The following is a 26,510-nucleotide window of genomic DNA, read 5'->3' on the forward strand; positions in this document are numbered from 1 at the left end:
CCTCTCGGTAGGGCGGTGGCCTGTCAGGCGGCGGACGCCGCATCGAGCCCGGCGGGCTCGGGTCGCGAGGCGAGCTGGGTCGCCTCCCGGTCGAGTGCCTCGGCGAGCTCCAGCTGGAGCTCGACGAAGTGAGCGGGGTCCGGGAACGCCGTGAGCTCCCGGGTCAGTCGGAACACGTCGGCGAGGGCGACGTCGCGGGCGGACTCGTACGCCGCGAGGGCGGACGCCTCGGGCCGGGCGCCGCCCAACCCGTCGGTGAGCGCGTCGGCGAGCAGCTCGGCGTCCCGGAAGGCGTCGGTGATCCCGTGGCCGGTGATCGGGTCGCGGTGGTAGCCGGCGTCGCCCACCAGTGACCATCCCGCTCCATGGGCCCGACGGACGTGGTTGGGCAGCGCCCGCACGCCGCGCACCTTGCTCACCGGGTGGCCGACGCGCGCCCGGGCCGCGAGCGGCACGGCCACGTCGTCGAGCTCGCTCAGCAGCGCGGCGTCCCGGCGGGCGCCGGCAGCGCGGACGCCGTCGAGGAGGGCGGTCGGGCGCACGATCCAGACGCAGCCGGTGTCGTCGTGGGTGGGGAAGACGCCCGAGAACGCGCGGTCGGCCACGTGGAACTCGAAGCCGCGCCAGGGCGCACCGCGCACGTACAGGTAGAAGAGGGAGAGGTCGGCGGCGAAGGAGCACGTGGTCTCGGCGTCGACGAGCCGCGCCACGGTCGAGCGGAGACCGTCGGCGCCGACGACGTGACGAGCGCGCAGCACGACGTGCCCGCCCATGGATGTCCTCGCGGTCACCCCGGTGACCCGCCCGGCGCCGTCGCGCACCAGGCCGTCGACCGCCAGGTCGGCGCGGAGCTCGGCTCCCGCGTGGACGGCGGCGTCGGCGAGCAGGGCGTCGAGCACTCGGCGCCGCGGCGCCACGACGAGGTCGACACCGGCGCGCGCCTTCAGCGGCACGGTCCGCTCCCCGGCGGGAGCCCCGAAGGTCACCTCCCTGACGGGTGGCGCGCCGCTCTCGAGGACCCGGTCGAGCAGCCCCCACCGGGACAGCTGGACGACGCCACCGCGCGCGATCCCGTGGGTGGAGAGCGGATCGCGGCTGAGCGGCGCCCGGTCGACCAGCGCGACGCGCAGACCCCGCGTCGCGAGGAGTCGGGCGGTCGTGGCACCGGCGCAGCGCGCGCCGACCACGACCACGTCGTACGGGAGATCTCTCTGGCTCACCCCCTCACGATGGGTCGGGGTGCGCCGGCAACCTTGGAGACGGGGTGGAGGCGCGATGGAGAGCGGGTGACCCTCAGGCCGTGTTGATCAACTCCGCGCCTGCTACGCGACGCGCTGGACGCCCGCTGACTGCGTTGCCGTCGCTCGGAATACGAACGGATATGTCGCTCCGGCCTTGTCACCACACCGCCCCGCGAAACGTCGAGGCTAGGTGGTCTCCCAGCGGAAGAGCCGGGCGGCGATCAGCGTCACCACCGTCGCGAACACCGCGAGGAACAGCATCGGCAGCAGCGCCGCCGTCCACGGCTCGCCGCGGACCATCACGTCGAGCATGCCGTCGTTGAGGTGCTTGAGCGGCAGCACCTGGGAGAAGGTCTGCAGCCACTGCGGGGCCCCCTCGAGCGGGAAGAACGAACCGCTGAGGAAGGCCATCGGCAGCACCATGAAGTTAGCGGCGTTGACCGCGCCCTCCTGGGTCTTGGTGATCGCGCCCGCGAGCAGGCCGATCGACATGAAGCACAGCGTGCCGACGACCAGCAGCGGGATCGCCATCCACCACGCGCCGGTCAGCGTCAGACCGAAGAACAGCGCGCCGACCCCGATGAAGATCGCCATCTGCACGAGCGCGACCGAGACGGTCACCGAGACCCGCGCGCCGACGACGGTACGGGTCGAGACCGGCGCGAGCTGGAGCCGGCGCAGCAGCTTGGTCTGCCGCCAGCCCTGGATCGTGGCGGCAGCGCCGAAGGCGGCGCTCATCGCGACGGCCCAGCCGAGCAGCCCGGGCGTGTAGTACTGGATGGTGTCGAGCGACTCGTCCTCGACCGACTCGACGTCGAGGGAGTACGTCGGGGGCTGGCCGGTCACCGCGAGGTTGGTCCCGTCGACGAGCGCCTGGAGCGCGCCGGCGGTGATGCCCGCCTTCGCCGGGTCGGTCTGCGTGTAGTGCGCGACGAGCGTCTGCCCCTGCTGCTCGACCGCCACGTCGGCGTCGCCCTTGCGCACCTGGGCGATCGCGTCGTCGAGGTCGTCGGAGTGGGTGACGTCGAAGGTGGCCCCGAACGACGCGTCGGCGTCGGCCGGCAGGTCGTCGATCAGCGACACGTCGCCGACGACGATCATGTCGACCTTGCCCACGGACTGGTCGGAGAAGAGCCCGCCGAAGAGCACGAGGAACATCAGCGGGAAGACGACCGCGAAGAAGACCGCGGTGCGGTCGCGCACGAAGCCGCGCAGGATCGCCCGCGAGAGCGCCCAGAACGGCGTGGCCCTGCTCGTCCGTGGGGTGCTCACCCGCGGCTCCCGAGGAAGGGTGCGGCTGCTCATGCTGGGGTGTTCATGCGTGGGGTGCTCATGCTCGGTACTCCCGTCCGGTGAGGTCGAGGAACACGTCCTCGAGTGTGCCGGTCTGCACGCGGACGCCGTCGAGCCGGCTCTGCTCGGCGAGTCGGGCGATCTCGACGGCGGGTTCGCGAGTGGTGAGCACCTCGCCGTCGGTCAGGGTGATCCGGGTCGGGGCGTCGAGCCCGTGGATCAGCGCTGCCGGAGTGTCGAACACCAGCAGCTTGCCGTGGTCCATGATCGCGACCCGGTCGGCGAGCGCCTCCGCCTCGTCCATGTAGTGCGTCGTCAGCACGACGGTCCGCCCGGAGTCGTTGATGCCGGACAGCAGGTCCCACAGGTTGCGCCGTGCCTGCGGATCGAGGGCCGCGGTCGGCTCGTCGAGGAAGACCACCTCCGGGTCGTGCACGAGTGCGCAGGCGATCGACAGCCGCTGCGCCTGGCCACCGGAGAGCTGCTCGACGCGGCTGTCGGCCTTCTCGACCAGCCCGACCCGCTCCAGCCACTCGTCGGCGCGCGACGCGGCCACGCCGTACAGCGACGCGAAGGTGTGGATCTGCTCGCGAGCGGTCAGCCGCTCGAAGAACGACGATGCCTGGAGCTGTACCCCGATCCGCGGCAGCAGCGCGGCGTTGCGCGGCCAGGCCGGGAGCCCGAGCACGCTGGCCGATCCCGCGGTGGGCTCGCGCAGCCCCTCGACCATCTCAAGCAGTGTCGTCTTGCCGGCGCCGTTGGGGCCCAGGATGCCGACGAACTCGCCCTCCCCCACCGTCAGGTCCACGCCGTCGACGGCACGGAGGTCGCCGTAGGTCTTGGTCAGGCCGATGACCTCGATCGCGGCGGTCATCGGGTACTCATCGGGGGGGCTCCCGGGGCGAGCAGCGGCCAGGGCCGTGCCGCCTCGATCTGCGCGGACAGCGAGAACAGCGTGACCTCGTCGTCGGTACGCCCGACCAGCTGGACGGCGAGCGGCAGGCCGTCGGGCGCAAGGCCGCACGGGACCGAGGCGGCGGGATTGCCCGCGACGTTCCAGATCGCGGCGTAGGCGATCGAGGGCATCGCCCGCAGCGCGGCTCGGACCGTGCCCACGCCATCGAGCCGGCCGACCGGTGGCGGCCGGTGCGCGATCGCGGGCGTGAGCAGCACGTCGACGTCCTGGAAGACCCGGTTGGCCTTGATCGACACCTTCTCGGTCTGGCCGAGCGCCCACTCGACGACCTTCGGGGTGACCCACGAGCCGAGGCGGCAGGTCTCCCGGGTGCGTCGCTCGAGCCGGTCGTAGTGCTCGACCAGCTCGGCCTCGCTGCGGATGCCGGCGAAGAACTGCGGCACGAACGCCGCCGTCGGGTCGGGGTAGTGCGGATCCACCTGGCGCACGTCGTGGCCGAGGCCGGTCAGCAGCCGGGCGGTGTCCTCGACGGCGTGCACGTGGGCGAGGTCGGGACGGACGCCGAGCGTGACCGGCGTGGTCGACCAGCCGATCCGTAGTCGGCCCGGCGCCTGGTCGACGGCGTCCACGAACGACGCGTCGCCGGCGGCCCGGTAGAGGTCGCCCTCGACGTTGCCGCGGACCACGTCGTAGATGACGGCGCTGTCGCGCACCGTGCGGGTCAGCGGTCCGGCCGTGCCGAGCGCCCACCACAGGTGCGGGTGCGGCGCGGTGGTGACCCGGCCGCGCTGCGGCTTGAGCCCGAAGAGACCGCAGCTGGCGCTGGGGATCCGGATCGAGCCACCGCCGTCGCCGCCCATGCCGGCGGGCACCATCCCGGCCGACACCGCGGCCGCCGTACCGCCGCTGGAGCCACCGGGCGTGCGGGCCGGGTCCCAGGGGTTGCGGGTGACGCCGCGGGAGGCCGACTCGGTGAAGGGGTAGGCCCCGAACTCCGGCATCGTGGTCTTGCCGACGATCACCGCGCCGGCGGCCCGCAGCCGACGGACGATCTCGGCGTCCGCGGTCGCCGGCGTCGCGTTGCCGTCGCCCCCGAACGTCGTGACCGTGCCCGCGACGTCGATCTCCTCCTTGATCGCGAGGGGTACGCCGTGCAGCGGTCCGGGCGTCTCGCCCGCGGTCAGCGCCGCGTCGCGCGCCTCGGCCTCGGCGATCGCCTCGTCGACGAGCACCCGCGAGAACGCGTTGAGCTCGCGGTCGCGCTCCTCGATCCGGGCGAGCGCCGCCTCGACGACGCCCCTCGCGGAGACGTCGCCTGCGCTGATCAACCGTGCGGTCTCGGCCACTCCGGCCGTGGCGAGGTCGGTCATGTCACGACGTTATCGGGTCGGCCATGCTCAGCCCGAGGCGAGGAGCCCCCGCACCACCCGCAGACCGACCGAGAGCCGGGCCAGGTCGGCCTGCTCGTCGGCGCAGATCTCCTCGAGCGTCGCGGTGGCGCGGGCGACCACGACGGCGTCGGCGTCCTCCCAGGCCGCGACCCGGGCCGGCGCGGTGTCCTCGGCGTCGGTGCGGCCCAGCACCTGCGCGGTCAGCTGGGCGTGCACGGTGTGCAGGTCGTCGCGCAGCGACGCCCGCGCCATGGTCTGCCAGCGGTCGGCCCGGGGCAGGGCGAGGATCCGCTGCACCAGCGCCGGCAGCCCGAGACGCTCCCCGAGGGCGAAGTGCACGCGGGCCACCACGCTCGGGTCGAGGTCCTCGCGGCCGGCGATCTCGATCACCCCGAGCAGCATGTAGGCCGGCGGCAGCACCGCCACCCGCGACGCGAGGTCCTCGGGCACGCCCGCGTGCTCGAGCGACTCCTTGCGCTCGACGTACGCCGCCAGCTCGCGTCCGCTCATCAGCTCGGGCAGCTCCGCCATCGTGCGCCGCACCGGCTCTCCGAACAGCTCGACGGTCCCCTGGCTGTCCAGGGGCGGCCGCCGGTTGTTGACCAGCCACCGCGACGCGCGCTCGACCAGGGTCCGCATCTCCAGGCGCATCCGGGTCTGGAGGGCCGCGGCGAGGCGGTTGTCGTAGGTCTTCAGCTCCCGGCGCAGGTCGAGGGAGCCGAAGATCTCGCGGGCCACGAAGTTGGCGCGGGTGAGCTCGCCCGCGCTCGCGCCGGTCTCGCCCGCGAGCCGCGGCCAGTAGGTGATGCCCGCGCCGTTGACGAGGTCGTTGACGACCTGGGTCACGATGATCTCGCGGCGCAGCGGGTGTCGCCGGACCTGCTCCTCGAAGCCCTCCCGCACCTGGGTCGGGAAGTAGGCGCGCAGGTCGTAGTCGAGGTACGGGTCGTCGGGCAGGTCCGACTCCAGCAGCTCCTGCGCGAGCACGATCTTCGTCCACGCGAGCAGCACCGAGAGCTCCGGAGCGGTCAGGCCCTCGTTGCCGTCGGCGCGGCGCTTGACCTCGCGCACCGGCGGCAGCCCCTCGAGCTCGCGGTCGAGCACGCCGTCGCGCTCCAGGCGCCGGATCCACTCCTCGTGCACGTGCAGCATCGAGGGTGCGTGGTCGAGCGCGTTGGCGAGGGCGAGGTTCTGCTCGTAGTTGTCGCGCAGCACCAGCTCGGCGACCTCGTCGGTCATCTCGGCGAGCAGCTGGTTGCGCTGCTTCTCGGTCAGGTCGCCGGCCTTGACGACCCGGTCGAGCAGGATCTTCAGGTTCACCTCGTGGTCGGAGGTGTCCACACCCGCCGAGTTGTCGATGAAGTCGGTGTTGATCCGTCCCCCGGCTCCCGAGCCGCCCCCGTCGCGGGCGCCGGCCCCCGACTGGGCGTACTCGATCCGGCCCAGCTGGGTCAGGCCGAGGTTGCCGCCCTCGCCGACGGCGCGGGCCCGGACGTCGCAGCCGTCGACGCGGATCCCGTCGTTGGCCTTGTCGCCGGCCGCCGCGTGGGTCTCGGAGGACGCCTTGACGTAGGTGCCGATGCCGCCGTTCCAGAGCAGGTCGACCGGCGCCTTGAGGATCGCGTTCATCAGCTCGGCCGGGGTCATCGCCTCGACGCCCGCGTCGATGCCGAGGGACTCGCGGACCGCGTCGTTGAGCGAGATCCGCTTGAGCTGGCGGGAGTAGACGCCGCCGCCCTCGGAGATCAGGCTGGTGTCGTAGTCCTGCCAGCTCGACCGCGGGAGCCCGAACAGCCGCTCCCGCTCGGCGTACGACGCCGCCGGATCGGGCATCGGGTCGAGGAAGATGTCGCGGTGGTCGAAGGCCGCGACCAGCCGGAGGTGCTTCGAGCGGAGCATGCCGTTGCCGAAGACGTCGCCGGACATGTCACCGATGCCGGCGACCGTGAACTCCTCGGTCTGCGTGTCGATGCCGCGCTCGCGGAAGTGCCGCTGCACCGAGACCCACGCACCGCGGGCCGTGATGCCCATCGCCTTGTGGTCGTAGCCCACCGAGCCGCCGCTGGCGAACGCGTCGCCGAGCCAGAAGCCGTAGTCCTTGGCCACCGCGTTGGCGATGTCGGAGAACGTCGCCGTCCCCTTGTCGGCCGCGACCACCAGGTAGGTGTCGTCGCCGTCGTGGCGGACCACGTCGCGGGGCGGGACGGTCTCGCCGTCGACCAGGTTGTCGGTGATGTCGAGCAGGCCCGAGATGAAGGTCCGATAGCAGGCCACGCCCTCGGCCAGCCACGCGTCGCGGTCGCGGCTCGGGTCCGGCAGCTGCTTGCAGAAGAACGCGCCCTTCGCGCCGACCGGCACGATCACGGTGTTCTTCACCATCTGCGCCTTGACCAGGCCGAGCACCTCGGTGCGGAAGTCGTCGCGGCGGTCCGACCAGCGCAGGCCGCCGCGGGCGACCGCGCCGAAGCGCAGGTGCGAGCCCTCGACGCGCGGCGAGTACACGAAGATCTCGTAGCGCGGCCGGGGCGCCGGCAGGTCGGGGATGGCGTCGGGCTCGAGCTTGAGGGCGATGTAGGGCTTGGGGCCGCCGTCAGCGCCCGGCTGGAAGTAGCTGGTGCGCAGCGTCGCCTTGATGTGGGTGAGGTAGGAGCGCAGGATCCGGTCGTGGTCGAGGCTGACGACGTCGTCGAGCGCTCGACCGATCCTCTCCTCCAGGTCCGCCTCGGCGTGGTCCTCGCCGCCGTGCTCGCGCTTCGGGTCGAAGCGGGCCTCGAAGAGCCGCACCAGCAGGCGGGTGATGTCGACGTTGCCGCGCAGCGCGCCCTCGATGTAGTCGAGCGCGAACGGCGAGTTCCCCTGCCGCATGTACTTCGCGTACGCCCGCAGCAGGGTGGCCTGCCGCCAGCTCAGCCCCGCCGCGAGCACCAGCGCGTTGAAGCCGTCGATCTCGTTGAATCCCTCCCACACCGCCCGGATCGCGTCCTGGAAGGGCTCGCGGGCGTGGTCGGGCAGGCTCGCGCCGTACCGGAGCCCGAACTCGTAGATGTAGGTCGGCCGCTCCAGGTCGAGCTGGTAGGGCCGCTCGTCGATCACCTCGACGCCCATCGACGAGAGCATCGGCAGCACGTTCGACAGCGACAGCGGCGGCCCGACGCGATAGACCTTGAGCCGCGCCTCTCCTCGGCCGGCGTCCAGGTCCTCGTAGAGCGACAGGTCGAGCCCGGAGTCGTGCTCGTCCAGGCGCATGCCCTCGAGCCGACCCAGGTCGACCGCCGCGACGCGCGGGGTGAAGTCCTCCTTGTACCCCTCGGGGAACGAGTCGAGGTAGCGGCGCAGCAGCGCGGTGCCGCTCTCCTCGCCGTACGACGCCAGCACCGCGGTGGTGAAGTCGTCGCGCCACGAGCGGGAGGCCTCGACCATCCGGCGCTCGAGGTCCGCGGTGTCGACCTCGCGGATGTCGGCACCCTTGGGCGGGTGCACCACGAAGTGCACCCGCGCGGTCGTGGACTCGGTCAGCCGCACCGTGAACTCGACCGACTCGCCGCCGAGCCGGTCGCGCAGGATCTCCGAGAACCGCTCGCGGACGGCGGTGTTGTAGCGGTCGCGCGGCAGGTAGACGAGCACGGAGACGTAGCGCCCGTAGGTGTCGCGGCGGATGAAGAGCCGCAGCTGGCGCCGCTCGCGCGCATGCATGGCCTGCTCGGCCATCGGCGCGAGCTCGTCGACGGTCGTGTGGAAGAGCTCGTCACGCGGGTAGGTCTCCAGCGTGTCCATGAGCGCCTTGCCGTCGTGGCTCATCGGGGAGAAGCCGATGCGCTGGAGCACGGCCGCGGCACGCTCGCGCAGCAGCGGGATCCGGGTCAGCGACTCGGTGTACGCCGCGCTGGAGTAGAGCCCGAGGAAGCGGCGCTCGCCAACGACCTCGCCGTTCTCGAACTTCTTGACGCCGACGTAGTCGAGGTACGCCGGGCGGTGCACGGTCGAGCGCGAGTTGGCCTTGGTGAGCACCAGCACGGTCTTCTCGCGCGCCTTGCGGGCCGCCGCGGCCGGCAGCCGGCCGCTGGTCGCGGCCATGTCCTGGTCGGCCCGCAGGATGCCGAGGCCGCTGCCGGCGACCCCGCGGAGGTGCTCGTGGTCGCCGTGACGCTCCAGGCCGTACTCCCGGTAGCCGAGGAACGTGAAGTGGTCGTCGGCCAGCCACTGCAGCAGGTTGCGGGCCTGGACGACCTCGGCGGGGTCGACGCCCTCCGGCGGGGACGTGGTCAGCTCGTCGACGATGGTCGCGACCTGGGCGTGCATCTTGTCCCAGTCCTCGACGGACTCACGCACGTCACGGAGCACGCGCTGGACGGCGTCCTCGATGCCCGCGACGTCGGCGCCCTCGGGGAGCCGGTCGATCTCGACGTGCATCCACGACTCGCGGACCGCCCGGTCGTCGCGCTCGCCGGCGGACTCCGCTCCCTCGCCCACCGGGCGCACGCTCTGCAGCGAGCCGGTGATGTCGCGCACCACGTCGAAGACCGGGTGGATCACCAGATGCACGTCGTGCAGCTGGCGCGAGAGCTCCATCGTCAACGAGTCGACGAGGAAGGGCATGTCGTCGACGACGACCTCGACGACCGAGTGTCCGTCGACCGACCAGCCCTGCTCACTCGGACCCGGCGTCAGGATCCGCACCCGGGCGGTCCCCTGCGGCCGGTTGCCGGCCAGCTTGTAGTGCGAGGCGAAGGCGCCGTAGACGTCGACGTCAGACCGATCGCCGATGTCCTCGACGGCGACATGGCGGTAGTAGGCCCGGATCAGCGCCTCGAGCTCGTCCCGCGGTGGCCCGCCGCTCCCCCTCCCCGACCGGGCCAGCTCGATGGCACTCGAGAGGAGGGCAGACTTGTCCGCTTCATGCGTCGCCGTTGACACAACTCCGAGGTTAGTGGATGCCCGGCGGCTCGCGCGGGGTCGGTGGTCAGAGCTTGCTGCGCAGCTCCCACAGCAGCGGGTAGTACTGCAGCGGCAGCCGGGAGCGGAGGTAGGTCGCGCCGGTCGATCCGCCCGTGCCCGACTTGGCGCCGATCATCCGCTCGACCATCACCACGTGGCGGGCGCGCCAGTTCGCGGCCAGCTCGTCATGCTGGAGCAGGGCCTCGGCGAGGGCCCACACCACGGCGTACCGGTCCCGGTCGTGGGCGACGGTGCGCATCGACGCGGAGACGTCGGCGTCGGTCTCGGCGGCCAGGCCGAAGGAGCGCAGGACGGCGAGGAACGCGTCCCACAGGCTCGGCTCCTCGAGGCGCTCCGCGAGCCGCGCCTCCTCCGCGTCGGTGAGGCCGCGGAAGCGACGCAGGTACGCCGGGTCCTTCGCCCCGGAGAGGAACTCCAGCTCGCGGAACTGCACCGACTGGAAGCCGCTGGCCGGGGCGAGTCGCTGCCGGAACTCCAGGAAGTCCTGCGGGGTCATCGTCTCCAGCACGTCGACCTGCTGGACGAGCACCCGCTCGATCACGTGCACCCGCGTGAGCAGGTGCTGGGCCCACCAGAGGCGGCCGCCTCCCTCGGACTGTGGGGAGTCGCCGCCGAGCATCGCCTCCCGGGCCGCGGTGACCTCGTGCAGGAGCTGCTTGAACCACAGCTCGTAGACCTGGTGGATGGTGATGAACAGCAGCTCGTCGTGGGCCGGTGGCTCCGACTCGAGATGCTGAGCGTCGAGCAGCTGGCCGAGCCGGAGATAGCTACCGTAGGTGAGCTGCGCCCCCTGCTCGCCGAAGGACACGAAGCTCTCGGTCTCGCTCATGGACCGAGAGTACGGCTCGCACCGCACTGCCGGTCGAGGTGCCGTTTCCATGCCATTGCGCGGTTCTGACACGTCAGGCGCCGTCCGGGACGCCACAACCGCGCGATTGCACCGCGAGGGCGTCCCCACCGCGCCCGGCCACCGACGCACGGGGCCGGCCGCGCCGACTCGGCGTGATCAGCCCGTCCGAGCGCCGGCTCCACGCACCGAAGGGTGACCGGAGAGGCCCGGCATGATGGGGCCCATGAGGCTCACGCACACGATGACCTACAACGCCCCGCAGGCCGCGGTGGGCGCGATGCTCGACGACCAGGCCTACCGCGACGAGGTCATTGCGGCCCAGGGGTCGCTGCGGGGCACGGCGAGCTTCGAGCAGGACGGCGACACCCTCGTGGTGGTCGTCGACCAGGTGCAGCGGGCCGACGGGATCCCGGCGTTCGCGAGGAAGATCGTGGGCGACGAGATCAACATCGTCCAGCGCGAGGAGTGGACATCGGCCGACCACGCCGACCTGCACGTGACGATCCCCGGCAAGCCGGGCCGGATGGTCGGCAGCATCGGGCTCACCGGGGACGGCGAGACGACCACCGAGACCGTCGACGTCGAGATCTCCGTCGACCTCCCGCTGGTCGGCGGCAAGCTCGAGAAGCTGATCGGCGACCTGCTCGGCAAGGCGCTGCGCGCCGAGGAGCGAGTGGCGCGCGACTACCTGTCCCGCTGATCCTCGTGGACGTCCTGCCGGCGGCGCAGCACGATCACCGCCGCCAGCAGCAGGAACGGGCCGAACGCCAGGACCAGCGTCAGCACCTGCTCGAACGGGTGCAGCGCACCCATGTGCATCGGGAGGATCATCGCCGGACCGTCAACCCTGGTACGGGTAGCGGTAGTCGGTCGGCGGGACGAACGTCTCCTTGATCGAGCGCGGGCTGGTCCACCGCAGCAGGTTGACCGCGGCGCCGGCCTTGTCGTTGGTGCCCGAGGCCCGGCCGCCGCCGAACGGCTGCTGGCCGACGACCGCGCCGGTCGGCTTGTCGTTGATGTAGAAGTTGCCGGCTGCGAACCGGAGCGCCTCCTGGGCCCACGCGATCGCGCGGCGGTCCTGGGCGATGATCGAGCCGGTCAGGGCGTACGGCGCGATCGACTCCATGCCGTGCACGACCTTCTCGAAGGCCTGGTCATCACGGTCCTCGTAGACGTGCACGGCCAGGATCGGACCGAAGTACTCGGTCGTGAACATCTCGTCGGTCGGGTCGCCGCCCTCGACGACGGTCGGGTTCACGAACCAGCCGACCGAGTCGTCGAGCCGGCCGCCGACCAGCACGTCGAGCTTGCGCGACCGCTTCGCGCGGGCGATGGCGGCCTTGTGCTTGGCGAACGCCCGGTCGTCGATGACCGCGCCCATGAAGACCCCGCCGCTCTCCGCGGAGAAGTCGGACGGGTCGCCGACCGTGATCGACTCGATCTCGGCGAGGAAGGAGTCCTTCATCCGCTTCCACACCGACCGCGCGACGTACGCCCGGGACGCGGCCGAGCACTTCTGGCCCTGAAACTCGAACGCGCCGCGGATCATCGCCGTGCGCACCACGTCGGGGTCGGCCGAGGGGTGGGCGACGATGAAGTCCTTGCCGCCCGTCTCGCCGACGATCCGCGGGTAGGACCGGTAGCCCGAGATGTTGTTGCCGACCTCGCGCCACAGGTGCTGGAACGTCGGAGTCGAGCCGGTGAAGTGGATGCCGGCCAGGTCGGGGTGCGCCAGCGTCACCTTCGAGACCTCGATGCCGTCGCCGGGCAGCATGTTGATCACGCCCGGCGGCAAGCCGGCCTCCTCGAGCAGCTCCATCGTCAGCGACGCGGCGAGCTGCTGGGTCGGCGACGGCTTCCATATGACCGTGTTGCCCATCAGCGCCGGCGCGGTGGGCAGGTTGCCCGCGATCGCGGTGAAGTTGAACGGCGTGATCGCGTAGACGAAACCCTCCAGCGGACGGTGGTCGGTGCGGTTCCACACGCCCGGGCTGTTCGCGATCGGCTGGTCGGCGAGGATCTGCCGCGCGTAGTGCACGTTGTAGCGCCAGAAGTCGATCAGCTCGCACGCGGCGTCGATCTCGGCCTGGAACGGCGTCTTCGACTGGCCGAGCACGGTCGCGGCGTTCAGCCGCTGACGCCAGGGACCGGCCAGCAGGTCCGCCGCCTTGAGGATGACGGCGGCGCGGTCGTCGAAGGACATGTCCCGCCACCCCGGCGCCGCCTCGCCCGCGGCCTTCACCGCGGCCCGGGCGTCGGCCTGCGTGGAGCCCTTGAAGGTGCCGAGCACGTGCTGGTGGTCGTGCGGCTGGACCACCCGCGTCTCCGCACCACCGCCGGCCCTCCAGCGACCACCGATGTAGCCGCGCAGGTTCTGCTGTCGCTTCTCGAGCTTCGCGATCTCCACGAGCAGGGCCTCCCGTTCGGAGGTGCCCGGCGCGTAGGTCAGGTTCGGCTCGTTGATCGGAGCCGGAGGAGAGGTCACAGCGTCCATGCCAGCGATGCTCTCACTGCAGGCCCGCGCCCCCAAACCGGAGCCGGGTGCTACTCCCCTGACACCGCCGCCGAGTGCGACTCCTCGAGTCGGGGCCGCAGCCCTGCGGCGAGGGCGTAGACGCGGTCATCGAGCCGCCCGATATCGGCCTTGAGCTCGGACTTCAGTCCGGCGATATCGGCCTTCAACTCGTCACGCACCCCGACGAGATCGCCCTTCAACTCATCACGCACCCCGACGAGATCGGCCTTGAACTCATCACGCAACCCGACGAGATCGGCCTTGAACTCGTGACGCAGCCCGACGAGATCGCCCTTCAACTCGTCACGCACCCCGACAAGGTCGGCCTTCAACTCATCACGCACCCCGACGAGATCGGCCTTGAACTCGTGACGCAATCCGACGAGATCGGCCTTCGCCTCGCGACGGTTCGCGTCGACCTTGGCATCCAGACGTGCGATGTCGCCCTTCAGGTCGAGGCGCAACGACCGCGTCTGTCCCAGCACCAGACCGCCGAGGCTGACCACGACGCCGAGCAGGGCCGCCAGGGAGACCCAGGTGTCGATGGTCATCGTGCTCACCTTCCCAGTGTGCGCGCACCGGCGTGCGATCGCCACCACGGTAGGGACACACCCGACGCTCCACCAGTCCGGCCCGAATCCCTGTGGACAATGGGGGCCGGCCGCTCACAGCAGCTGCGCGATCTCCTGAACGCCGAACCACCCGAGGTCGTCGTCGGGGTCGGCGTCGGGGCCGCGGTCGGTAGCGTCGGCGTGCACGGCGACCCAGCGCTTGCGCGGGATCCGGTCCCCCGGCTCGGGCACCCGGCCGAGCTCGGCGACCAGCACGACCCGGCGACCCGACCCGCCGCCGGCGTGCGCGGAGAGATCGGCCGCCGTCATCAGCGCGGCGTACTCCTCGTCCTCGCTGTCGTCGGCCGCGACCACGACGTCGTCGGTCGCGACCACCTCGCCGTCGGCGTCCGCGGCCGCGAGACCGCCGAGGGTGAGCGGGACATAGACACGATGGGTCACGGGCCCTCCGGAGCCTTGCGCTTGCGCCGACCGCGCGGCGCGCGGTTGCGGGCGGCCGAGGTCGAGTCGACGAGCTCGTCGAGCGCCTCGACCAGGCACGGCCCGAGCAGCTCGGCGTCGGGCAGCAGGTCGCGGTCGGCGTTGAGCCCGTAGAACACCGATCCGTCGTACGACGTCACGCCGATCGCCAGCGGGTGGCCCTCGAAGAGCGGGGGCACGGGGTACGACGCGACCATCCGCGCGCCCGCGGCGTAGAGCGAGGTCTGCGGTCCGGGCACGTTGGTGACGCAGAGCTGGTAGCCGCGCCGCCGCTCGACGCCCGCGACCCGAGCACCCAGCGCGTGGAACGTCGCGGGCGCGAAGCCGGACATGCCGGCCAGCCGCGCGGCCGGGATGCCGCGCCCGGTCTCCTGGTGGGCGAGGAAGGAGTACGACACCTGGTGCAGCCGGACGACGGGGCTGGGCTCGCCCACTGGAAGGTCGACGAAGTGGGCCGCGATCTGGCTGCCGAGCGAGGTCGGCTCGAGCTCGTCGTCGATCACCGAGACCGGCGCCAGGGCTCGGATCTGCCGGATGCCGCGCATCGACTCGCCGCGGGTCATCAGCCAGGCGCGCAGCGCCCCGGTGATGGTCGCGAGCACGACGTCGTTGACCGAGCCGCCGTGCACCTCCCGGACCTTGCGGTGGTCGGCCAGGTCGGTGCGGACCATCACCAGGCGCCGCTGCTGCGAGAGCGGGCCGATGATCGGCGACTCCGCGCGCGGGCTGCGGTTGGTCAGCGCGTCGAGCACCCGGCCGGTCGTCCGGGCTCCGTCGGCGACGCCCCGCAGCACCGCACCCGTGGTGACGGCCACCGTGTCGGTGACGGTCTCGATCTCGGTGACCGAGTCCCGCACCGCCCCGGCCATCAGGGAGAACGGCGAGGGCCGGCCGCGGGGGTGCCACTCGTCGTGGCCGAGCTCCCGGAGCTCGGGGTTGGCGTCGAGCAGCACCTGCCCGATGTCGACGGTCTGCACACCGTCGACCAACACGTGGTGCGACTTGGACAGCATCGCGACCCGGCCGTCGGCGAGACCCTCGACGAGGTACAGCTCCCACAGCGGCCGGTTGCGATCGAGCGGCCGCGAGATGATCCGCGACGCCAGGTCGCGCAGCTGGTCGACGCTGCCGGGCCGCGGCAGCGCCGAACGGCGCACGTGGTAGCCGATCTCGAAGCGGTCGTCGTCGACCCACACCGGGTTCGCGAGCCGGCCCGGCACGGTCTGGATCCGCTGCCGGTAGCGCGGGACGAACGAGATCCGGTCCTCCACCAGCCGCACCAGCCGCGCGTAGTCGAACCCGGAGTCGCCGGGGTCGAAGATCTCGACCGTCGCGTTGTGCATGGGTGTCGACGCGGACTCCTCGGCCAGCACGGCCACGTCCCGCGGCCGGAGCCGTTCGCTCATCCGACACCCCCTCCGTGCCTGCGCCGTCCCTGCGCCGCCACTGTGCGCCGGCGGACCCGACGTACCGACGGTTGGTACGACATGGGATTCTGACAGACGTCACCCCGACGAGAAGGATGTCCGATGCGCCGTTCCCTCGCTGCCGTGGCCGCGACCCTCGCCACCCTGTCGTTCGCGACCGCCTGTGGGGACGAGGAGAAGCCCCCCGCCGACTCCACCGACGCCAAGGTCATCGAGCTGACCTTCGCGGACGGCACCGTGACGCCCAACGGCGACCGGGTCGAGGTAGCGGTCGGCCAGGACATCGAGCTCGACGTGACCGCGGACGAGCCCGGCGAGATCCATGTGCACTCCACTCCCGAGCAGGAGCTGGAGTACGCCGCCGGCGAGAGCACCGTCACGATCAAGGGCATCGACCAGCCCGGCGTCGTCGAGGTCGAGTCGCACGAGCTGGACCAGGTGATCGTCCAGCTCGAGGTCCGCTAGGCCGCCGAGTTGTCCCCGGACGGATACAACCTCGCCCATGGGATCGGCGGGGCGAAGGACCTGCCGATCTCACCCGAGCTCGCGATCGCGGGCGCGACCGCCGCGCTGGTCATCTCGTTCACCGTGCTGGCGCTGGCGTGGCGCACGCCCCGCTACGACGCGACCACCAGCGGCCGGCCCGCACCCGCCTGGCTCGCCTCGATCGTCGACTCGACCTGGTGGCGCGTGCTGTGGCGCGCCGCGGGCTTCGCGCTGTTCCTCTACGTCGGTGCCGCGGCGGTCTTCGGCAAGGACCTCGTCATCAACCCGTTCTTCGGGGTCTTCTACGTCTGGTGGTGGGTCGGGCTGGTGCCCCTCTCGCTGTTCCTCGGGCCGGTCTGGAAGGCGATCAGCCCGGTCCGCACCATCAACCTCGCGTTCGCGAAGGTCTCGGGCAGCGACCCCGAGCGCGGCATCTTCGCCTATCCCGAGCGGCTGGGTCACTGGCCGGCCGCGATCGGCCTGTTCGCGTTCGTCTGGCTCGAGCTGGTCTACCCCTACTCCACCGAGCTCGGCCCGGTCCGGCTGTGGGTGGCCGGCTACGTCGCGGTGATGCTGGTCGGCGGCGCCCTGTTCGGCAACGTCTTTTACGAGCGCGCCGACCCGTTCGAGGTCTACTCCACGCTCGTCAGCCGGATGTCGCCGTGGGGCCGGCGCGACGGCGTGCTGCTGATCCGCAGCCCGCTGGCCAACCTCGACGCGACCCCGGTCCACCCCGGGCTGTTCGGGGTGGTCGCGGTGCTCTTCGGCAGCACGGCGTTCGACTCGTTCAAGGACTCCACCCGCTGGGTGAAGTTCGTCCAGGGCAGCACGACCTCGTCGTACCTGCTCAACAACATCGCCCTGGTGGCGTTCTGCGTCGGCGTGGGGCTGATCTTCGCCGCCGGCACCATGCTCACCGGGCTCGGCGACGACCTGCGCCGCCGCGAGCTGCCCGACCTGTTCGCGCACTCCGTGGTGCCGATCGTGGTCGGGTACGTCGTCGCGCACTACCTCAGCTACCTGGTCGAGGTCGGACAGCTGACCCTGATCCAGCTCAGCGACCCCTTCAGCGACGGCAGCAACTACCTCGGCACCGCCAACCTCGACGTCAACTACTGGCTCAGCTACCACCCCACCCTGCTGGCCAACGTCAAGGTGCTCGCGGTGATCGCCGGCCACGTCCTCGGCGTGATCGCGGCCCACGACCGCGCCATCCGGATCCTCCCACCACGACACCAGCTCACCGGCCAGCTGCCGCTGCTGGTCGCGATGATCGCGTTCACCGTCGGCGGCCTCTACCTGCTGTTCGCAGGCTAGGCGAACACCCGCCTCAGGCCGCGGCGGGGCCGGCAGCGATGCCGGCCAGCCACGGCTCGCTGGCGGCGACCACGAGCTGGGCGTCGACGACGTCGGCGAGGATCACCGCGGCGGCACGCAGCCGGGTGGCCCGGAAGACCGGGCTGCGCCGTACGGGCAGGCTCGAGACCGAGGTCACCCGGGCGACCATCCGCAGCGAGACCTGCCGGCCGGTGAGCGAGGCCGTGGAGAGGAAGCTCTCGGCGATGCCGTCCCAGTAGTACTCGGAGCGGTCGGTCCACACGTCGGTCACCGCCCGCACCCGGTGCGAGCTGCCCGTGAAGTCGGCGATGCCGTGCAGCACGTCGAGCACCTCGTCGTACCCGGGGCCGAAGCCGAGCTGCTCCTCGGGTCCGACCAGCTGGCGCAGCGGCCGCATCGTCTCCTCGGCGACCGAGGGGGCGATCCAGCGTCCGAGGTGGAGCACCGTCGCGACGTCGCAGAGCGCGTCGACGCCGTTGCGGTGGGCCCGGTCCAGACCGGGTAGCTGGTCGAGGTAGAAGTGCACCAGGTTGGCCCGCACCCGCACCTGGCTGACGAGCAGGTCGGGCGGCGCGCCGGCGGGCAGCACCGTCGGGCTGACCGGACCACGCATCGTGCCGAGCATCCCGAGCTCGATCCGCGACATCCGCGGGATCAGCGCGGGGACGACCGAGCCCAGCAACGGCGCCGGGGACCGCCGGCCGTTGGGGCTGAGCAGGCGCGCCTCCATCGCGGCGGCCGCCGGCTCCAGGTCATCGAGTTCCCACACGGTGGATGTTCGGCATCCGGAGCCGTCGCCTGAGGGTTCCGGGCGCCGATCCCCTCCGCGATCCCTGGACCCGATGCTCACCCGACCGGCGGCAGCACCCCGTCGACGATCCGGGCCACCGCCCGGCCGAGCTCGGAGTCGCCGCCCTCGACGAGGGTCCGGCCGGCGACCAACGCCCGGTCGACCGCCGCCTGGTCGTCGGGCAGGAAGTGGAGGGCGCTCGGCCGGGCGAACCCGGACACCATCGCGGCGATCTCGCGCTCGCTCCAGCCGAGCGTGGGACGCATCCGGTTGACGACGACCTGGACCGGCCGCCCCGGCCACCGGTCACGGACCTCGACCAGGCCACGGGCCAGCCGGGTCAGCCCGACCGGGTCGGCCGCGCCGACGACGAGCAGGTCGTCGGCGGCCTCGACCGCCGCGAGGGTGAGGTGGTTGCGGCCGGGACGCCCGCCGAGGTCGGGCACTGCGTCGTCCTCGAGGCTGAAGCCGGTGTCGACGACCACCTCCCCACGCTCACGCGCCAGCGTCACCAGCGACTCCAGGGTGCCCGCGCGTACCTCGGACCACCGGTCGGCGCGCGGCAGCCCGGTGACGACGCTCAGGTGCTGGTCGAGACCACGCTGGATCGACCCGAACCGTTCCGCGAGCTGACCGGCGGCCTCGAGGCGCACCGCGGCGAGCAGCCCGGAGACCTCGTCGAGGATCCCGAGCTGCTGGGCGACCGCTCCGCCGTACGGGTCCGCGTCGACCAGCACCGTGGGTCGACGTCGCCGGGCGATCTCGGCCGCGAGCGCTGAGGCGAGCGTGGTCCGGCCGGAGCCCGCGGGACCCCAGACCGCCACCACGCGACCGGCGACCGCGGGGCAGGCCGCGCCAGGCGCACCGGGCGGGGCCGCGGGCGCGGGTGCCTCCGGTCGGCGCACCTGCGTGGGCAGCTCGTCGGCGCAGAGCGCGTCCGCGAGCGTGTCGAGCCGGTCGTGGGTGACCACGGTCCGGATGCCGATCCGGCCGGCCCGCAGCCGGCCACCGTCGAGGGTGGCATCGCCCCGCGCGATCGCGACCGGCCGGACGCCGTGGGCGCGCAGGTGGTCGACGGCCGCGCGGTCGAGGCCCGGGTCGTCGATGCCGACCACGGCGACGCCGGCCTGGCCGGCGGTGGCGGCCGCGAGCAGGTCGTCGACGTCGACGCAGCGCTTGAGCACCACGACCCGCGGATGGTCGCCGAGCAGCCGCAGCGCCTCGGGCTCCCAGGCCGCGCCGGAGGCGACGATCAACGCGACAACCCGGTCGGCCATGCCTCAGCCCCGGCGGACCACGGTCAGCACCGGCGTCTCCCGCGCCGCGACGGCGGCGAAGTACGCCGCGGCCGCGTCCTCGGGTACCGCGAGCACCAGCTGCCGGCGCCCGCTCGCCCCGCCGAAGCCGGCATCGGGCCCGGGAGCGTCGACGACGGTCGCCTCCCGCAGCACCGGCGTGCCCGGCTCGGTCGCGGCGTCCCGGTCGCGGGCCGGCGAGCCGACCAGGTAGACGTCCACGACGGAGCCGGCACCGACCGCCGGGGGCACCTGGTCCGCCTCGACGGCGACCGGGAGCTCGACCGTGTCGGCCGGCTGGTCGTCCGCCCCGACGGCGCCGCGCGGCAGCAGCTCGCCGGCTCCCACGCCGCGAACCAGCCGCAGACCGCCCGGCAGGGCCTCCTCGACCCGGTAGTAGGCGGTCAGGTCGTCGCCGTCGGCGAACCGGACCCGCCGGGCCACCAGGTCGTCCTCGGTGAGCTGCGCGCCCGGACCGGCGTCGGCCGCGACCGCCCAGACGCGCACCGTGTCATCGGCGGCGGCCAACAGCCGGGACCCGGCGACCACGGACCCGGCCACGATCAGCAGGCCGACCCACAGCCGCGGGTCGCGCCAGCCCGGGTTCGTCGTCCGGGTCGCGGGCGGCACCGTTGCCCGGGCCCGCCCGCGCCCGTCGGCCTCCCGCTCCTCGTGCCCGGCCCCGAGACTCACGACGACATGATCACCCCGGCGCCCGACCGCGAAACCCGGCCCTCCACAGGGCGGCCGCGCCGGGCCCGGCCGGCGCGACCGGGATGCGACGATGGATCCATGGCCGCGAGTCCCCGCTTCCTCACCCTCGCCGACGTCGCCGAGGTGCTCAACACCTCCAGCGCGCAGGTCTACGCGCTGGTGCGCCGCGGCGAGCTGCCGGCGATCAAGATCGGCGGCCGCGGCCAGTGGCGGGTCGAGGCCGACCAGCTCGAGGAGTTCATCCAGCGCATGTACGCCGACACCCGCGCCTTCGTCGACGAGCACCCGTTCGTCGAGTCCGCGACCGACGAGCGCATCGACTGACACGCGACGCTTATCTATTGACATTCGATAGATACCGACCGACACTCGTGACATCTGTCATCGAGAGCCGGCCGCCGTCGCGCGGGCCGGCGTCGGGAGGTCGGGATGAGCAGCTGGGCAGTGCGCGCGCTGCGCGTGGTCATCGCCGTCGCCCTGGTCGGGTCGCTCGTGGTGCAGCTGGTGCTGGTGCCCCTGCTGTGGCTGGACCTCGACGACGCGCCCGAGGCCGTCCGCGTGCCGCTGGTCGTGATCGGCGTGCTGGGCGTCGGGACCCTGCAGGTCACCGGCGTGTGCATCTGGCGCCTGCTGACGATGGTCGGCCGTGGGACGGTGTTCTCCCCTGCGGCGTTCCGCTACGTCGACATCGTGATCGGGGCGATCGCCACGGGGGCCGTGTTGCTCTTCGGCGTCGCCGTGGTGGCCCGCTCCAGCAACCGGTCCACTCCCGGTGACGAGGTTCCTCCCGGAGTGGTGGCGTTGATCTGCGGGCTGGCCCTGGTGATCGCGGGAGTCGCCCTCGTCGTCTACGTGCTGAGGATGCTGCTGGTCCAGGCGGTCGCGCTCGACTCCGAGGCGAAGCACCTCCAGTCCGAGCTCGACGAGGTCATCTGATGGCGATCGTGGTGCGCATCGACGTGGAGCTGGCCCGCCGGAAGCTGAGCGTCGGCGAGTTCGCGGAGCGGGTCGGCCTCACCCCGGCCAACGTCGCGGTGCTCAAGAACGGCCGCGCGAAGGCGGTCCGGTTCAGCACCTTGGAGGCGATGTGCCAGGTGCTGGAGTGCCAGCCCGGCGACCTCCTCGAGTGGGTCCCCGACGGCGAGCCCGACCGCGGCGACCGGGAGGCCGGTGCCGAGCTCAGCCCACCTCACCGTCGAGGGTGAGCTCGACCGTCCGCTCCTTGCCGTCGCGGACCACCGTGAACTCGACCTTCTCGCCGGGCTGGTGGGTGCGGATCGCGACGATCAGCGCGATCCCGTCGGTGACCCGGGAGCCGTCGACGGCCGTGATGACGTCGCCCTTCCTCAGCCCGCCGTCCTCGGCCGGGGTGTCCGGCATGACCGAGTCGATCTCGGCGCCGGAGCCGCCGGTCGCGCCGGTGCGCACCTGGGCCCCGATCACGGGGTAGCGCGCCTCACCGGTGCGCAGGATCTGGTCGGCGGTGACCTTGACCTGCTCGATCGGGATCGCGAAGCCGACGCCGATGTTGCCGGACTCGCCGCCGATCATGCCGCCCGTGGTGGCGATCGCGGAGTTCACCCCCACGACCTGGCCGCGCAGGTTGACCAGCGGGCCACCGGAGTTGCCGGGGTTGATCGCCGCGTCGGTCTGGACGGCGTTGATGTACGACGACTCGTTGCCCGAGTCGCCGGTCGTCACCGGCCGGTGCAGTGCGCTCACGATGCCGGCCGTCACCGTCGAGCTGAGCCCGAGGGGCGAGCCGATCGCGACCACGCCCTCGCCGACGACGAGCCCCTCGGCGGTGCCGAGGGCCGCCGGCGTCATCCGGCGCGCGTCCTGCACGTAGAGCACGGCCAGGTCGTAGACGGGGCTGCGCCCCACGATCGTGGCGTCGTAGCGGTTGCCGTCCTGCGCGACGACCTCGATCGGGCCGTCGTCGTCGGCCGCGTCGGCGACGACGTGGTTGTTGGTGACGATGTGGCCCTGGCGGTCCAGCACGAAGCCGGAGCCGGTGGCGCCGCCGGCCTCGCCCTTGAACTCGGCGATGACCTGCACGGTGCTCGGGAGCAGCTTCTGGGCCACCGCCGCGATCGAGCCGTTGTCGAGGGGCAGCGGCGGCTCGGAGACCGTGTCCACCGCGGAGAGCCCGCCGGAGACCGTGCCCTGGTCGTCCTGGATCCGCTCGTAGGCGACCCCACCGACGAGCCCGCCGAAGGTGCCGACCACGAGCGCGAGCAGGCAGACGACCGGCCAGACCCAGCCGGGGACGCGGCCGCGCACCTGCGCGTGCCGCGGCGGGTGGGCGGGAGCCGGGGCCGGGAGGTGCCAGGCGGGCGGGTACGGCGGCGCCTGCGTCGTCGGCGGCACCCAGGTGGGTGCGGGGCCGGCCGGCGGCGGGAACGGCAGCGGCCGGGTCGGCTCGGGGCCGGCCGGGGCGTCGTCGTGGCTCACGGCCCCATCATCTCCCGGGCCGACAAGGATCCGCGCCGATCGGGCGGGTCACTGCTGCCGGCGATGCAGCGCGGGGCCGGAGCGGAGCAGCTCCGGGCTCTGCGTGGTCGGTGCCTGCGGGGACCGGGTCTGGGTGATGGTGGCCGGCGCGCGACGGTCGATCGTGGGGGCGTCGGCGGGCGCCACGCCGAGGGCCAGGATGCCCATGAAGGCGGCACCGACCGCGCCACCGCCCAGCGCGACGAGGCCGAGCTGGCGACGCCGGCTGTCCCGGTCCTCGACGAGATAGGCCTCCCCCGGCAGGGCGGGCAGGGCGGGCAGCGCGCCGAGCAGCGAGCCCTTGAGCCCGAGGGGCGCCGCGGTGGTGCCGTACGCGAGCCCGGCGAGGCGGGTCTTGACCCAACCCTCGCGCTCGACCTGGTCGCGGCAGGTGTGGCACTGGTGCACGTGCGTCCAGGCCCGCTCGGTGTCCTCGGCGGAGAGCTGGCCGTCGAGCAGCGCACTCACCCGCGGGCCGAGGTGGCCCGGGCCGATCATGCGGGACCCCAGCCGGAGAGCAGCGGGTCGGACGCGGGACCGGCGTAGCGGGCCCGCCCGGCGGTGGGCGCGCGGTGCGCGAGCGCGGAGCGCAGCATGCTGCGGCCGCGGTGGATGCGGGACCGGACGGTGCCGAGCTTGGCGTCGAGGATCGCCGCGATCTCCTCGTAGCTGAGGCCCTCCACGTCGCACAGCACCACGGCGGCGCGGAAGTCCGGCGGCAGCGTCGCGAGGGCGCTCTCGATGTCGTCGTCGAAGGTGCGGTCGACGTACGCCGCGTCGGGGGTGGGCGCCGTCGAGGTGAGCCGCTCGGCGCGCTCGTCGGACAGGGCGTCGAAGCGGATCCGCTGCTTGCGGCGCGCCTGGTCGAGGAAGAGGTTGGTGGTGATCCGGTGCAGCCAGCCCTCGAAGGTGCCCGGCGTGTAGGTCGACAGCGACCGGAACACCCGGACGAAGACCTCCTGGGTCAGGTCCTCCGCGTCGTGCCGGTTGCCGGTGAGGCGGTAGGCGAGCCGGTAGACACGGTCGGAGTGCTGCTCGACGATCTCCTCCCACGAGGGCACCTGCTGGTCCGGGGTCGTCTCCACCGGGACCTCCTGGTTGTGCACTGGGTCGCGCCTTCGCGCGGATCCGCCGAACAGGGTCTTGTCCTTCCTCACCGTAGGGACACGTGCTGAGAGAATCCTGTGAGGCGGTGTCCCACCGGGCCGCCTCGGTCAGGAGAACGAGCGAGCCGCGGCCGGTGTTCCCGCCCACCTCGGCGCGGGCGCGATACGTTGAGCCCGTGAAGCAAGCGAGTTGGAGCTACGCGGAGGAGTTCGTCACCGAGGACGAGGTGCTCGCCGCCGCCCGCGGCCGGGCGGCCGAGGTCGGCGTGGTGCCGATCGGCTCCGGCGGCGGGTCCGCGCTGCGCTTCCTCGCGTCGGTGCTCGAGGCGCGGGCGGTCGTCGAGATCGGCACCGGCACCGGCGTCTCGGGGCTGTGGCTGCTGCGGGGGATGCGCGGCGACGGCGTGCTCACGACCGTCGACATCGAGACCGAGCACCAGCGCCTGGCCCGGCAGTCGTTCACCGAGGCCGGCGTCGCGAGCCAGCGGGTGCGCACGATCTCCGGCGCCGCCCTCGACGTGCTGCCGCGGCTCACCGACGGCCACTACGACCTGGTCTTCTGCGACGGCGACAAGCGCGAGTACTCCGCTTACCTCGCCGAAGCGCTGCGGCTGCTGCGCCCCGGCGGCGTCGTGGCCTTCGACAACGCGCTGTGGCACGACCGGGTCGCCGACCCGGCTCAGCGCGACGAGGAGACCGTCGCCATCCGCGAGCTCGGGCGCACCGTGGCCGAGCACGACGACCTCGTGTCGCTGCTGCTGCCGGTGGGCGACGGGCTGCTGGTCGCGAAGAAGGTCTGGACGCCGGACGCCGACTGAACCTGGCTCCACCCCGCGCGGCGTCACGGGCGTGGGCGGGCGGCGGTCGCGCGGGTTTCGGCTGCTGGCAGCCGAAACCCGCATGACACGCCGAGGCGGCGCGGCGTGTCGTGCGGCTTCCGGCTGCCGGGTGGGATCAGGGGTGCTGGTGTGACCCCTGACGCGGACCCGGCGCGACTCCCGTGCGGCCCCGAGGCGACCGATGGCGTGGGCGATGCGGGCCGAGCCATGCGACCCTTCACGGGGCGATCGGTCCGGACGGACCGGGTCCGGCGCGAGCCGGTCAGCCCACGCCGGCGAGCGGGTCGGGCGAGCCGAGCCACTCCAGCAGCGCGCGGGCGCCGAAGCCGGTGGGGCCGGGCGTCCACTCGTAGGCGTCGTCGGCGGCGTCGCCGACCGAGGCGATGTCGAGGTGCGCCCACGGCACCTCGCCGACGAAGTGCTGGAGGAACAGGGCCGCGGTGATCGCACCCGGACCACCGGGAGCGTTGTCGGCGTCGGCCACCTTGGAGCTGAGCTTGGACTCGTAGGACTCCGACAGCGGGAAGCGCCACAGCGGCTCACCCGCGACCTCCGCCGCGTCGACCAGCAGCGACGCGAGCGCGTCATCGTTGGCGAACAGCCCGCCGACCTGCTGACCGAGCGCGACCTTCATCGCACCGGTCAGCGTCGCGACGTCGACCACGGCGGCCGGCGCGATCGAGCGCACGGCGTACGCCATCGCGTCGGCGAGCACCAGCCGGCCCTCGGCGTCGGTGTTGGTCACCTCGCTGGTGCGGCCGCCGTGGTGCCGCACCACGTCGCCCGGACGCAACGAGTTGCCGCCGACGCTGTTCTCCGCGGCGGCGACCAGCCCGACCACTCGGACCGGGCAGCCGACGGCGCGCAGCGCGGAGAGCGTAGCGATGACGACCGCCCCACCGGTCATGTCGCGCTTCATCGTGGCCATCGACTCGCCCGGCTTGATCGAGAGGCCGCCAGTGTCGAACGTGATGCCCTTGCCGACCAGGACCACGGTGGGCGTACGCCGGTTGGCCTTGCGCGGCGTGTAGTCGATCCGGATCAGCCGCGGCGGCGTGGGCGAGGCCTGGCCGACGCCGAGCACGCCGCCGAACCCCTCGGCCGCCAGCCGCTGCTCGTCCCAGACCGTGCAGTCGAGGTCGTGCGACGCCGCGATCGCCTCGGCCTGGGCGGCGAGCCACGGCGGGTTCTTCAGGTTGGCGGGCACGGTCGCGAGCAGCCGCGAGAGCCACGCCGCGCCCCCGATCGCGACCGCCCGGTCGAGCGCGGGGGCGAGGTCGTCGGGGAGGTCGGCGAGCACGATCCGGGCGGGTGGGACGTGCTCGGGCGCCGTCGAGCGCCAGTGGAAGAGGAACGAGCCGAGCATCGCGCCGACCACGAACGGGGTCAGCGCGTCCGGCGCGACTGCCGGGATCGAGGTCGCGACGGCCGCGCGGTCGCGGGTCGCCCGTGCGAGCGCGGCACCGGCGCGCCGGAAGTCCTGCAGCCGCTGCTCGCCCACCCCGACGAGCAGCACGGACGCCAGCTCGGGGCTGGCGGCGGTGCCGAGCGGCGCCGGGACTGCGGTGACCTCCCCCGCCTTGCCGGTGGCCGCCGCAGCCTCGAGCACGCGCAGCAGGTCGATGCCGAGCAGGTCCGCGACGTCCGCGGACCCGGGCCCGAGCACGGGCCCGCCGTCGCCCTCCCCCGGCAGGACCGGCAGCGCGATCACGTCGACCCTCGCCACGCCGTGCGGCGGCGCCACACTCAGGGCGAACTCGGGCGGCGAGACTTGGCTCGGAAGCGTCGGGCCCTGGCTCGGCGGCACG

Annotated in this window: 25 protein-coding genes; 7 read left to right on the forward strand and 18 right to left on the reverse strand. The window is 72.8% G+C overall.

What is annotated here, in order from left to right; all coding sequences use genetic code 11:
• Positions 1-23: 23 nt before the first annotated feature.
• The 6 genes from FHU40_RS05240 to FHU40_RS05265 all read right to left on the reverse strand — a co-directional run bounded on the left by FHU40_RS05240 (position 24) and on the right by FHU40_RS05265 (position 10,626).
• Positions 24-1,220, reverse strand: coding sequence for an FAD-dependent monooxygenase (locus FHU40_RS05240; RefSeq protein WP_183591188.1), 1,197 nt, complete (start codon positions 1,218-1,220; stop codon positions 24-26).
• Positions 1,221-1,427: 207 nt separating this feature from the next.
• Complete coding sequence (locus tag FHU40_RS05245; protein ID WP_215526795.1) at positions 1,428-2,513, reverse strand: ABC transporter permease; 1,086 nt, start codon at positions 2,511-2,513, stop codon at positions 1,428-1,430.
• A gap of 58 nt (positions 2,514-2,571) precedes the next feature.
• Complete coding sequence (locus FHU40_RS05250; protein ID WP_183591190.1) at positions 2,572-3,408, reverse strand: ABC transporter ATP-binding protein; 837 nt, start codon at positions 3,406-3,408, stop codon at positions 2,572-2,574.
• On the reverse strand, positions 3,405-4,820 hold the full coding sequence (locus FHU40_RS05255; protein WP_183591191.1) for an amidase: 1,416 nt from the start codon (positions 4,818-4,820) through the stop codon (positions 3,405-3,407). The genes FHU40_RS05250 and FHU40_RS05255 overlap by 4 nt, the downstream gene beginning before the upstream one ends.
• 27 nt (positions 4,821-4,847) lie before the next feature.
• Complete coding sequence (locus FHU40_RS05260) at positions 4,848-9,755, reverse strand: NAD-glutamate dehydrogenase domain-containing protein (RefSeq protein WP_183591192.1); 4,908 nt, start codon at positions 9,753-9,755, stop codon at positions 4,848-4,850.
• A 46-nt stretch (positions 9,756-9,801) separates the two neighbouring features.
• Complete coding sequence (locus FHU40_RS05265; protein ID WP_183591193.1) at positions 9,802-10,626, reverse strand: tryptophan 2,3-dioxygenase; 825 nt, start codon at positions 10,624-10,626, stop codon at positions 9,802-9,804.
• Positions 10,627-10,870: 244 nt separating this feature from the next.
• Here FHU40_RS05265 and FHU40_RS05270 point away from each other — a divergent pair, with 244 nt between their 5' ends.
• Positions 10,871-11,347, forward strand: a complete 477-nt coding sequence (locus tag FHU40_RS05270) for a DUF2505 domain-containing protein (protein ID WP_183591194.1) — start codon at positions 10,871-10,873, stop codon at positions 11,345-11,347.
• Here the strand turns inward: FHU40_RS05270 and FHU40_RS05275 are convergent.
• From FHU40_RS05275 to FHU40_RS05295, 5 genes are all read right to left on the reverse strand, one after another.
• Positions 11,332-11,478, reverse strand: coding sequence for a hypothetical protein (locus tag FHU40_RS05275; protein ID WP_183591195.1), 147 nt, complete (start codon positions 11,476-11,478; stop codon positions 11,332-11,334). The two genes, FHU40_RS05270 and FHU40_RS05275, sit on opposite strands and share 16 nt — an antisense overlap.
• A gap of 10 nt (positions 11,479-11,488) precedes the next feature.
• Positions 11,489-13,141, reverse strand: a complete 1,653-nt coding sequence (pruA, locus tag FHU40_RS05280) for an L-glutamate gamma-semialdehyde dehydrogenase (RefSeq protein WP_183591196.1) — start codon at positions 13,139-13,141, stop codon at positions 11,489-11,491.
• A 50-nt stretch (positions 13,142-13,191) separates the two neighbouring features.
• Positions 13,192-13,722 (reverse strand): hypothetical protein, encoded by a 531-nt coding sequence (locus FHU40_RS05285; protein WP_183591197.1) that lies wholly within the window; start codon positions 13,720-13,722, stop codon positions 13,192-13,194.
• 105 nt (positions 13,723-13,827) lie between these two features.
• A complete protein-coding gene (locus FHU40_RS05290) occupies positions 13,828-14,175 on the reverse strand; it encodes a DUF6912 family protein (RefSeq protein WP_183591198.1) in 348 nt (115 codons plus the stop codon).
• On the reverse strand, positions 14,172-15,620 hold the full coding sequence (locus FHU40_RS05295; RefSeq protein ID WP_183591199.1) for a WS/DGAT/MGAT family O-acyltransferase: 1,449 nt from the start codon (positions 15,618-15,620) through the stop codon (positions 14,172-14,174). Before FHU40_RS05295 ends, FHU40_RS05290 begins: the two co-directional genes overlap by 4 nt.
• 123 nt (positions 15,621-15,743) lie before the next feature.
• On the opposite strand from FHU40_RS05295, the gene FHU40_RS05300 reads away from it, so the two are divergent.
• Both FHU40_RS05300 and FHU40_RS05305 read left to right on the forward strand, forming a co-directional pair.
• On the forward strand, positions 15,744-16,106 hold the full coding sequence (locus tag FHU40_RS05300; protein ID WP_183591200.1) for a cupredoxin domain-containing protein: 363 nt from the start codon (positions 15,744-15,746) through the stop codon (positions 16,104-16,106).
• A 9-nt stretch (positions 16,107-16,115) separates the two neighbouring features.
• On the forward strand, positions 16,116-17,444 hold the full coding sequence (locus FHU40_RS05305; protein ID WP_183591201.1) for a hypothetical protein: 1,329 nt from the start codon (positions 16,116-16,118) through the stop codon (positions 17,442-17,444).
• 13 nt (positions 17,445-17,457) lie between these two features.
• On the opposite strand, the gene FHU40_RS05310 is transcribed toward FHU40_RS05305, so the two are convergent.
• The 3 genes from FHU40_RS05310 to FHU40_RS05320 all read right to left on the reverse strand — a co-directional run bounded on the left by FHU40_RS05310 (position 17,458) and on the right by FHU40_RS05320 (position 20,243).
• The gene (locus tag FHU40_RS05310; protein ID WP_183591202.1) at positions 17,458-18,234 is read right to left on the reverse strand and encodes a hypothetical protein; all 777 of its coding nucleotides are present in this window, start codon (positions 18,232-18,234) and stop codon (positions 17,458-17,460) included.
• A 77-nt stretch (positions 18,235-18,311) separates the two neighbouring features.
• The gene (locus FHU40_RS05315; RefSeq protein ID WP_183591203.1) at positions 18,312-19,532 is read right to left on the reverse strand and encodes a CpaE/TadZ family protein; all 1,221 of its coding nucleotides are present in this window, start codon (positions 19,530-19,532) and stop codon (positions 18,312-18,314) included.
• A gap of 3 nt (positions 19,533-19,535) precedes the next feature.
• Positions 19,536-20,243, reverse strand: a complete 708-nt coding sequence (locus tag FHU40_RS05320; RefSeq protein WP_183591204.1) for a hypothetical protein — start codon at positions 20,241-20,243, stop codon at positions 19,536-19,538.
• Positions 20,244-20,342: 99 nt separating this feature from the next.
• Between FHU40_RS05320 and FHU40_RS05325 the strand changes: the two genes are divergently transcribed.
• The 3 genes from FHU40_RS05325 to FHU40_RS05335 all read left to right on the forward strand — a co-directional run bounded on the left by FHU40_RS05325 (position 20,343) and on the right by FHU40_RS05335 (position 21,469).
• On the forward strand, positions 20,343-20,588 hold the full coding sequence (locus tag FHU40_RS05325; protein WP_183591205.1) for a helix-turn-helix domain-containing protein: 246 nt from the start codon (positions 20,343-20,345) through the stop codon (positions 20,586-20,588).
• A 105-nt stretch (positions 20,589-20,693) separates the two neighbouring features.
• Positions 20,694-21,200 carry a DUF2975 domain-containing protein gene (locus tag FHU40_RS05330; RefSeq protein WP_183591206.1) on the forward strand — a complete coding sequence of 169 codons (507 nt, stop codon included), beginning with the start codon at positions 20,694-20,696 and terminating at the stop codon, positions 21,198-21,200.
• Positions 21,200-21,469 (forward strand): helix-turn-helix domain-containing protein, encoded by a 270-nt coding sequence (locus FHU40_RS05335; protein WP_183591207.1) that lies wholly within the window; start codon positions 21,200-21,202, stop codon positions 21,467-21,469. The genes FHU40_RS05330 and FHU40_RS05335 overlap by 1 nt, the downstream gene beginning before the upstream one ends.
• On the opposite strand, the gene FHU40_RS28000 is transcribed toward FHU40_RS05335, so the two are convergent.
• From FHU40_RS28000 to sigE, 3 genes are read right to left on the reverse strand one after another with little or no spacing between them, the layout of a single operon-like run.
• Positions 21,444-22,718, reverse strand: a complete 1,275-nt coding sequence (locus FHU40_RS28000; protein WP_183591208.1) for a trypsin-like peptidase domain-containing protein — start codon at positions 22,716-22,718, stop codon at positions 21,444-21,446. The two genes, FHU40_RS05335 and FHU40_RS28000, sit on opposite strands and share 26 nt — an antisense overlap.
• A 48-nt stretch (positions 22,719-22,766) precedes the next feature.
• Positions 22,767-23,255 (reverse strand): anti-sigma factor, encoded by a 489-nt coding sequence (locus FHU40_RS05345; protein WP_183591209.1) that lies wholly within the window; start codon positions 23,253-23,255, stop codon positions 22,767-22,769.
• Positions 23,252-23,842, reverse strand: a complete 591-nt coding sequence (gene sigE, locus FHU40_RS05350; protein WP_343057731.1) for an RNA polymerase sigma factor SigE — start codon at positions 23,840-23,842, stop codon at positions 23,252-23,254. Before sigE ends, FHU40_RS05345 begins: the two co-directional genes overlap by 4 nt.
• Positions 23,843-24,039: 197 nt before the next feature.
• Here sigE and FHU40_RS05355 point away from each other — a divergent pair, with 197 nt between their 5' ends.
• Complete coding sequence (locus FHU40_RS05355; RefSeq protein ID WP_183591211.1) at positions 24,040-24,681, forward strand: O-methyltransferase; 642 nt, start codon at positions 24,040-24,042, stop codon at positions 24,679-24,681.
• 283 nt (positions 24,682-24,964) lie between these two features.
• Here the strand turns inward: FHU40_RS05355 and FHU40_RS05360 are convergent, their stop codons facing one another.
• Positions 24,965-26,509, reverse strand: a complete 1,545-nt coding sequence (locus FHU40_RS05360; protein WP_343057732.1) for a leucyl aminopeptidase family protein — start codon at positions 26,507-26,509, stop codon at positions 24,965-24,967.
• Position 26,510: the final 1 nt, after the last annotated feature.

Source organism: Nocardioides soli, assembly GCF_014191495.1.
GTDB classification, from domain to species: Bacteria; Actinomycetota; Actinomycetes; order Propionibacteriales; family Nocardioidaceae; genus Nocardioides; species Nocardioides soli.

Bases quoted from the DNA above. Each gene is read 5' to 3' on its own strand.
- FHU40_RS05325 (WP_183591205.1), top strand. From the start codon at position 20,343: ATGGCCGCGAGTCCCCGCTTCCTCACCCTCGCCGACGTCGCCGAGGTG.
- pruA (WP_183591196.1), bottom strand. From the start codon at position 13,141: ATGGACGCTGTGACCTCTCCTCCGGCTCCGATCAACGAGCCGAACCTG.
- FHU40_RS05315 (WP_183591203.1), bottom strand. From the start codon at position 19,532: ATGGCCGACCGGGTTGTCGCGTTGATCGTCGCCTCCGGCGCGGCCTGG.
- FHU40_RS05295 (WP_183591199.1), bottom strand. From the start codon at position 15,620: ATGAGCGAACGGCTCCGGCCGCGGGACGTGGCCGTGCTGGCCGAGGAG.
- FHU40_RS05250 (WP_183591190.1), bottom strand. From the start codon at position 3,408: ATGACCGCCGCGATCGAGGTCATCGGCCTGACCAAGACCTACGGCGAC.
- FHU40_RS05265 (WP_183591193.1), bottom strand. From the start codon at position 10,626: ATGAGCGAGACCGAGAGCTTCGTGTCCTTCGGCGAGCAGGGGGCGCAG.
- FHU40_RS05300 (WP_183591200.1), top strand. From the start codon at position 15,744: ATGCGCCGTTCCCTCGCTGCCGTGGCCGCGACCCTCGCCACCCTGTCG.
- FHU40_RS05270 (WP_183591194.1), top strand. From the start codon at position 10,871: ATGAGGCTCACGCACACGATGACCTACAACGCCCCGCAGGCCGCGGTG.
- FHU40_RS05330 (WP_183591206.1), top strand. From the start codon at position 20,694: ATGAGCAGCTGGGCAGTGCGCGCGCTGCGCGTGGTCATCGCCGTCGCC.
- FHU40_RS05275 (WP_183591195.1), bottom strand. From the start codon at position 11,478: ATGATCCTCCCGATGCACATGGGTGCGCTGCACCCGTTCGAGCAGGTG.
- FHU40_RS05345 (WP_183591209.1), bottom strand. From the start codon at position 23,255: ATGATCGGCCCGGGCCACCTCGGCCCGCGGGTGAGTGCGCTGCTCGAC.
- FHU40_RS05255 (WP_183591191.1), bottom strand. From the start codon at position 4,820: ATGACCGACCTCGCCACGGCCGGAGTGGCCGAGACCGCACGGTTGATC.
- FHU40_RS05335 (WP_183591207.1), top strand. From the start codon at position 21,200: ATGGCGATCGTGGTGCGCATCGACGTGGAGCTGGCCCGCCGGAAGCTG.